This is a genomic window from Mesorhizobium sp. Cs1321R2N1 (genome assembly GCF_037179725.1).
Taxonomy (GTDB): Bacteria; Pseudomonadota; Alphaproteobacteria; order Rhizobiales; family Rhizobiaceae; genus Mesorhizobium; species Mesorhizobium salmacidum.
This window is the reverse complement of sequence record NZ_JAPYKP010000066.1, coordinates 25099-31098: the sequence shown is the minus strand read 5'-3', so window position 1 is coordinate 31098 and position 6000 is coordinate 25099. Positions and strand designations below refer to the sequence as shown.

Annotated in this window: 6 protein-coding genes; all 6 read right to left on the bottom strand. The window is 62.5% G+C overall.

Translation table 11 applies throughout. The annotated features are described in order from the left end of the window. A partial coding sequence (locus O7A61_RS17870; protein ID WP_337130918.1) for a site-2 protease family protein occupies nt 1-868 on the bottom strand: 868 nt, incomplete at its 3' end. Between the two features lie 426 nt (nt 869-1294). Beyond that, nucleotides 1295-1975, bottom strand: a complete 681-nt coding sequence (locus O7A61_RS17865) for an ABC transporter ATP-binding protein (protein WP_027145277.1) — start codon at nt 1973-1975, stop codon at nt 1295-1297. Then, nucleotides 1975-3261, bottom strand: a complete 1287-nt coding sequence (locus tag O7A61_RS17860) for a lipoprotein-releasing ABC transporter permease subunit (protein WP_337130917.1) — start codon at nt 3259-3261, stop codon at nt 1975-1977. The genes O7A61_RS17865 and O7A61_RS17860 overlap by 1 nt, the downstream gene beginning before the upstream one ends. After that, on the bottom strand, nt 3258-4586 hold the full coding sequence (gene proS / locus O7A61_RS17855) for a proline--tRNA ligase (RefSeq protein WP_337130916.1): 1329 nt from the start codon (nt 4584-4586) through the stop codon (nt 3258-3260). Before proS ends, O7A61_RS17860 begins: the two co-directional genes overlap by 4 nt. A gap of 663 nt (nt 4587-5249) precedes the next feature. After that, nucleotides 5250-5534 carry a DUF1467 family protein gene (locus O7A61_RS17850; RefSeq protein ID WP_337130915.1) on the bottom strand — a complete coding sequence of 95 codons (285 nt, stop codon included), beginning with the start codon at nt 5532-5534 and terminating at the stop codon, nt 5250-5252. Further along, nucleotides 5531-5935 (bottom strand): methylmalonyl-CoA epimerase, encoded by a 405-nt coding sequence (gene mce, locus O7A61_RS17845; protein ID WP_337130914.1) that lies wholly within the window; start codon nt 5933-5935, stop codon nt 5531-5533. Before mce ends, O7A61_RS17850 begins: the two co-directional genes overlap by 4 nt. Nucleotides 5936-6000: the final 65 nt, after the last annotated feature.

Sequence of the window (6000 nt, the reverse complement as noted above, 5' to 3'; positions counted from 1 at the left end):
CCTTATGGCCCTCGCCGCCGGCAAGCACGCTGGCGGCAATGACGATCGGCACCAGGAAGGCGGAGAACCCCGCCCCCATCAACGCCACGAAGGCCACTTCGAAACGGCTGTTGTAGGGCCGGCCGCCAATGGCGATGCCGCCAAGCAGCGGGATGAAGATCATCCGCGCCCTGCGATGGCCCGTCAGCCGAAACGCCGCCATGTGGCCGAGTTCGTGCAGTGCCACCACCGACGTCAGGATCGCGGCCAACGCCAGCCCGCCCAGATGAAGGCCGAAGAACGGCCACAGCATCAACGCCGACAGCACGGCAAAGCCGACCTGGCTCAGCGGATGCTCGAACCAGCCGCCCTTGCGGTACTGCCCGGTCTTTGCCCAACACTGCAGCTTGGAGAGCTCGCGGCGCATGGCGAAGTACCGGAACACCAGGAAAGCGACGCCGCGATACCGGTCTGTGCGGCTGAGCGTCACGCGTGTGCCGCTGCCCTGCGAAACCAGTTCGGCGGTCTCGCCATAATCCTTCCAGAACGAGCCATCGAGCGCGGTGTCCTCGATCACCCGCATCGAGAAGCGGCTGCCCTCGACGACATCTTCAAACCGCGCCCTGCGCTCGATCGGCTTGCCGTCGCGGCCTTCCCACGACAGCATGATGCGGGCCACGCCCTCTTCGTCCAGTGGCTGCGCCGACAGGATCTCGCCGGACCAGCCGGCATCGCTGCCAAGCGGCCACAGCGCCTGCCACAAGCGCTGCCGGTCCATTGCGACGACGCGGCTCGACCGGACCGTGCGCAAACCGAGCGGCACGGTCATCAAGAGAAAGATCAGCCCGAGATTGCTGGCCACGAGAATGGCCGTGACGATGGGCGACACCTGGACGTTGCTCCTGCCTGGAGGCGCACCCTAACGTCGCGGCGGCAAGAAAAGCTTAACGGCGGAGCGGCTTACGGCCATCGGGAAACAGCGATGGCGGATGCCGCCAACTCACATGGCTCCGATCCAGATCGCCATGGAAACAAGAAACGCACTCATGCAAACCAGCGAGATGACATCCTGAACCAAATCGGTCATAACTCTCTCCTGTTGTGGATATGTTTCTAATTTGTTCTAATTTTGTTCCATTGTCAACGAACAGAATCCGACCGCATCCAAAATCTCCGGGCGATCAGATCGGCAGGGTTAAGAAAAGGTTGACAGCCCGCCGCCTATCAACAGGCAGGGGAAATGGCGGGCGTCGGGCACTCGCGAAACACGCAGGTGTTGAGTTTCAGGTCAGGCCGGCAACACCTGACGCACAGGCTAAAGCGGCACCACCTTGCCGTCGGAGAGCGTGACCCGCCGGTCCATGCGCGATGCCAGTTCGTGATTGTGGGTGGCGATCAGCGCGGCGAGACCCGATTGCCGCACCAGCGCTTCCAGCGCCTCGAAGACGTAGGAGGCGGTGACCGGGTCCAGGTTGCCGGTCGGCTCGTCGGCGAGCAGCACCAGCGGCGCATTGGCGACAGCTCGCGCAATGGCGACACGCTGCTGCTCGCCGCCGGACAGCTCGGATGGCCGGTGCGACGCCCGCTTGCCGATCTGCATGTAGTCGAGCAGTTGCGCGGCGCGCTCGCCCGCTTCCTTGCGCGGCAGCCCCTTGATGAGCTGCGGCATCATGATGTTTTCCAGCGCCGAAAACTCCGGCAGCAAATGATGGAACTGGTAGACGAAGCCGACATCGTTGCGGCGGATCGAGGTGCGCTCATCATCGGACAACCGGCCGCAGGCGCGGCCGGACAGGATCACGTCTCCGGCGTCGGGACGCTCCAGCAGGCCCGCCGTATGCAGCAGCGTCGACTTGCCGGTGCCCGACGGCGCCACCAGCGCCACCATTTCGCCGCGCCGCAGCGAGAAGTCGGCGCCGTTCAGGATGGTGAGCTTGCGCGGCCCCTGGACGTAGTGCCGCTCGACGCTCTTCAACTCGATAATGACCTCGGCCACTACTCGTACCTCAAGGCTTCGACCGGATCGAGACGGGCCGCCCGCCACGCTGGAAACACTGTTGCCAGGAAGGACAGCGCCAGCGCCATGATGATGACATAGGTCGTCTCGCGCGGATCCATCTTGGCCGGCAACTGGCTGAGGAAATACAGCTCCGGATTGAACAGCACCTTGCCGGTCATCCAGGAGAAGAACTGGCGGATCGATTCGATGTTGGTGCAGATCAGGACGCCGAGCAGCACGCCGGCGAGCGTGCCCGTCACGCCGATCGCCGCTCCGGTCATCAGAAAGATTCGCAGGATGGCATTACGCGAGGCGCCCATGGTGCGCAGGATGGCGATGTCATGCCCCTTGTCCTTCACCAGCATGATCAGTCCGGAAATAATGTTGAGCGCCGCCACCAGCACGATCAGCGTCAGGATCATGAACATCACGTTGCGCTCGACCTGAAGGGCGGAAAAGAAGGTCTCGTTGCGCTGGCGCCAGTCGACGAGGTCGATGGGGCGTTGCGCCGCCTCTTCCACCTTCGGTTTCAGCGCATCGACATCATCGGGATTGTCGACGTAGATCTCGATCGTCTGCGCCCGGCCGTCCATGTTGAAATAGAGCTGCGCTTCGGAGAACGGCATGTAGACGATGGAGCTGTCATACTCCGACATGCCGACTTCGAAGATCGCGGCGATCTTGTAGCCCTTCATGCGCGGTGTGGTGCCGAGCGGCGTCACATCCCCGTCCGGCGAGATCAAGGTGATGGTATCGCCGAGCGCCAAGCCGAGATTCTCGGCCATGCGCTTGCCGATGGCGACGCCCTCGCCGGTATCGAAATCGGCGAGCGTGCCTTGCTTGATGTTGCTGGCCACGATGGCGATCTTGCCGAGGTCTTCACCCCAGATACCGCGCACCAGCGCGCCGGTGCCGCCGCCGACATTGCCTTGCGCCAGCACTTGGCCATCGATCAGCGGAATAGCGTATTTGACGCCGGACACGCCGTTGATGCGGCTGGCGACCTGGGCATAGTCCTCAAGTGGCGAATCGAGCGGCTGCACGATCAGATGGCCGTTGACGCCGAGTATGCGCGTCAAAAGCTCGGCGCGGAATCCGTTCATCACGGCCATGACCACGATCAGCGTGGCGACGCCCAGCATGATGCCGAGAAAGGAGATCGAGGCGATCACCGAGATCACCGTCTCCTTGCGCCGCGAGCGCAAATAGCGCCACGCAACCGTGCGTTCGAAGATTGAGAACGGGCCGGCGCCCGCCGATCTCGCTGCCGCCGCCTCGCTCATGCGGTGACACCGAAGCGTTTTGCCGCGTCGGCGATCGGCAGCGTCACGCGCTCGCCGCTCTTGCGATTCTTGATCTCGACTTCGCCGGCGGCCACGCCGCGCGGCCCGACAATCACTTGCCACGGCAGGCCGATCAGGTCGGCGGTGGCGAATTTGCCGCCCGGCCGCTGGTCGGTATCGTCGTAGAGCACGTCCTTGCCGGCGGCGGTGAAGGCAGCGTTGAGTTCGTCGCAGACGCGGTCGCAGTCGGCGTCGCCCGCCTTCATGTTGATCAGGCCGATATCGAACGGCGCCACCGCTTCCGGCCAGATAATGCCGTTCTCGTCGTGGCTGGCCTCGATGATCGCCGCGACCAGCCGCGACGGGCCGATGCCGTAGGAGCCGCCGGAGGCGAAATGATCCTTGCCGTCGGGGCCGGTCACCTTGGCGCCCATCGGCTTGGAGTATTTCTCGCCGAAGTGGAAGATATGGCCGACCTCGATGCCGCGCGCCGAGACCCGGTCGCCTGTCGGGACCTTCTCCCAGCCCGCCTCGTCATGCATCTCGTCGGTGGCGGCGTAAGGCGTCGTCCACGTCTTGACGATATCCGATATCTCGCCGTCATTGGCGAAGTCGGTGTTCGCGCCGGGCACGGCAAGCGACAGATAATCGCGATGGCAGAAAACCTGGCTCTCGCCGGTATCGGCCAGGATGATGAACTCATGGCTGAGATCGCCGCCGATCGGTCCGGTGTCGGCCCGCATCGGGATTGCCTGCAGGCCCATGCGGGTGAAGGTCCGGAGATAGGACACGAACATCCTGTTATAGGCGGCTCGCGCGCCCTCGAAGTCGAGATCGAAGGAATAGGCGTCCTTCATCAGGAATTCGCGCGAACGCATCACGCCGAAGCGCGGCCGCACCTCGTCACGGAACTTCCACTGGATGTGGTAGAGGTTGAGCGGCAGGTCCTTGTAGGACTTGACGTAGGCACGAAAAATCTCGGTGACCATTTCCTCGTTGGTCGGTCCGTAGAGCATGTCGCGGTCCTGGCGGTCCTTGATGCGCAGCATCTCCTTGCCGTAGTCGTTGTAACGGCCGCTTTCGCGCCACAGATCGGCCGACTGGATGGTCGGCATCAGGATCTCCAGCGCACCGGCGCGGTTCTGCTCCTCGCGGATGATCTTGCAGACCTTGTCCAGCACCCGCTTGCCCAGCGGCAGCCAGGAAAAACTGCCCTGCCCCTGCTGACGGATCATGCCGGCGCGCAGCATCAGCCGATGCGAGACGATTTCGGCCTCGCGCGGATTTTCTTTAAGGATAGGCAGGAAATAGCGCGACAAACGCATGGACTGGTCCGTGAATGAGAATGGCCACGCCAGAATCGGCGGGGCGCAGGCTTGCTTGCCCCGGCTTCATAGCGATTTCATGACCGAATGGAAACCCGGCCATCCCACCACATCAGCCCCTTCCGTCCCGGAATCCCGCGCTTCGGATCAGTCCGCGCCAACAATGGAACGCACCGAACCTCTTCGGATTTGCCCCCCAATTCTTTGCGCGCGTCAATCGCGAACATGCCGCAAAGGCTCTATCGACCCTGGCTGTCCGTTTCAAAAGCAAAGCCTGCCGCACTATTGTGCAGTGCAGCACGAGAATGCCCGTTTCAAGGCAAAATTCTTCGTGACATTTTCATTTCCGTTAGGCTAATGTGCCCCGATAACCGAGAGGGCAGAAACAAATCTGCCTTCCTACGCGGTCAAAGTCTTGGGAGGATGCGATCTAGGCGCGGTTATTCGCTGCCGCCGGACACCGGAAACAGATCGGACGCGTTTAATTGCAAGGCCTTGTGCCTTGCATTTTTTTTGTGCAATCATCTGGTTAGCGCCGCGAATTGCCAGGCTACATGACCTTGCGTTAGCAGCCCATGGCCGGCAGGCGGGGCGGCATCCCAATATCATCCGCAGCGCTCCGATCTCGTTGGAGCACCTTGGGGAGCAGCCTTGCCGGGCTCTCTATTTCGCTGGGGTCTGGCCGAAATCCGGCACGATGTGCGGGATGTCGCTGAGGCTATATCCCAGCCCGTGCGTCAAACCGTAGAAAATGCCCATCAGGATCGCCGTCGCGATGGTGGTGCGGATCACGGCACGCAACATATGCGGCCCGCGCGGCGCGCTCGCAACCGTGCCCAGCGTCACGTCGTGATCGTCATCCTGCGTCTTGACGCTGAACGGCAGAACGGCAAACAGCACCACCCACCAGGTCGCGAAAAACAAGGCGGTGAACGAGACCCAGCTCATGATTGCTCCAGTTCGATCAGCGTACCGAAGAAATCCTTCGGATGCAGGAACAACACCGGCTTGCCATGCGCACCCAGCTTGGGATTGCCGTCGCCAAGCACGCGGGCGCCGGCGGCCTTGAGCTGGTCGCGCGCGGCCAGGATATCGTCGACCTCGTAGCAGAGATGATGCATGCCGCCCGACGGGTTCTTCGCCAGGAATGCCGCGATCGGCGAGTTCTCGCCGATCGGCTCCAGCAATTCGATCTTGGTGTTGCCGACATTGACGAACACCGCGGTGACGCCATGCTCCGGCAAAGCCTGCGGCTCGGTCACTTCGGCGCCGAGTGTGTTGCGGTAAGCGGCAATGGCGGCAGTCAAATCCGGCACCGCAAGCGCGACATGGTTCAGCCGTCCGAGCATGGCAAGCTTTTTTCTCCCAGATCCAAGGTTGGCGTCATACGTCAAATCAACCGAGACCGACAGCC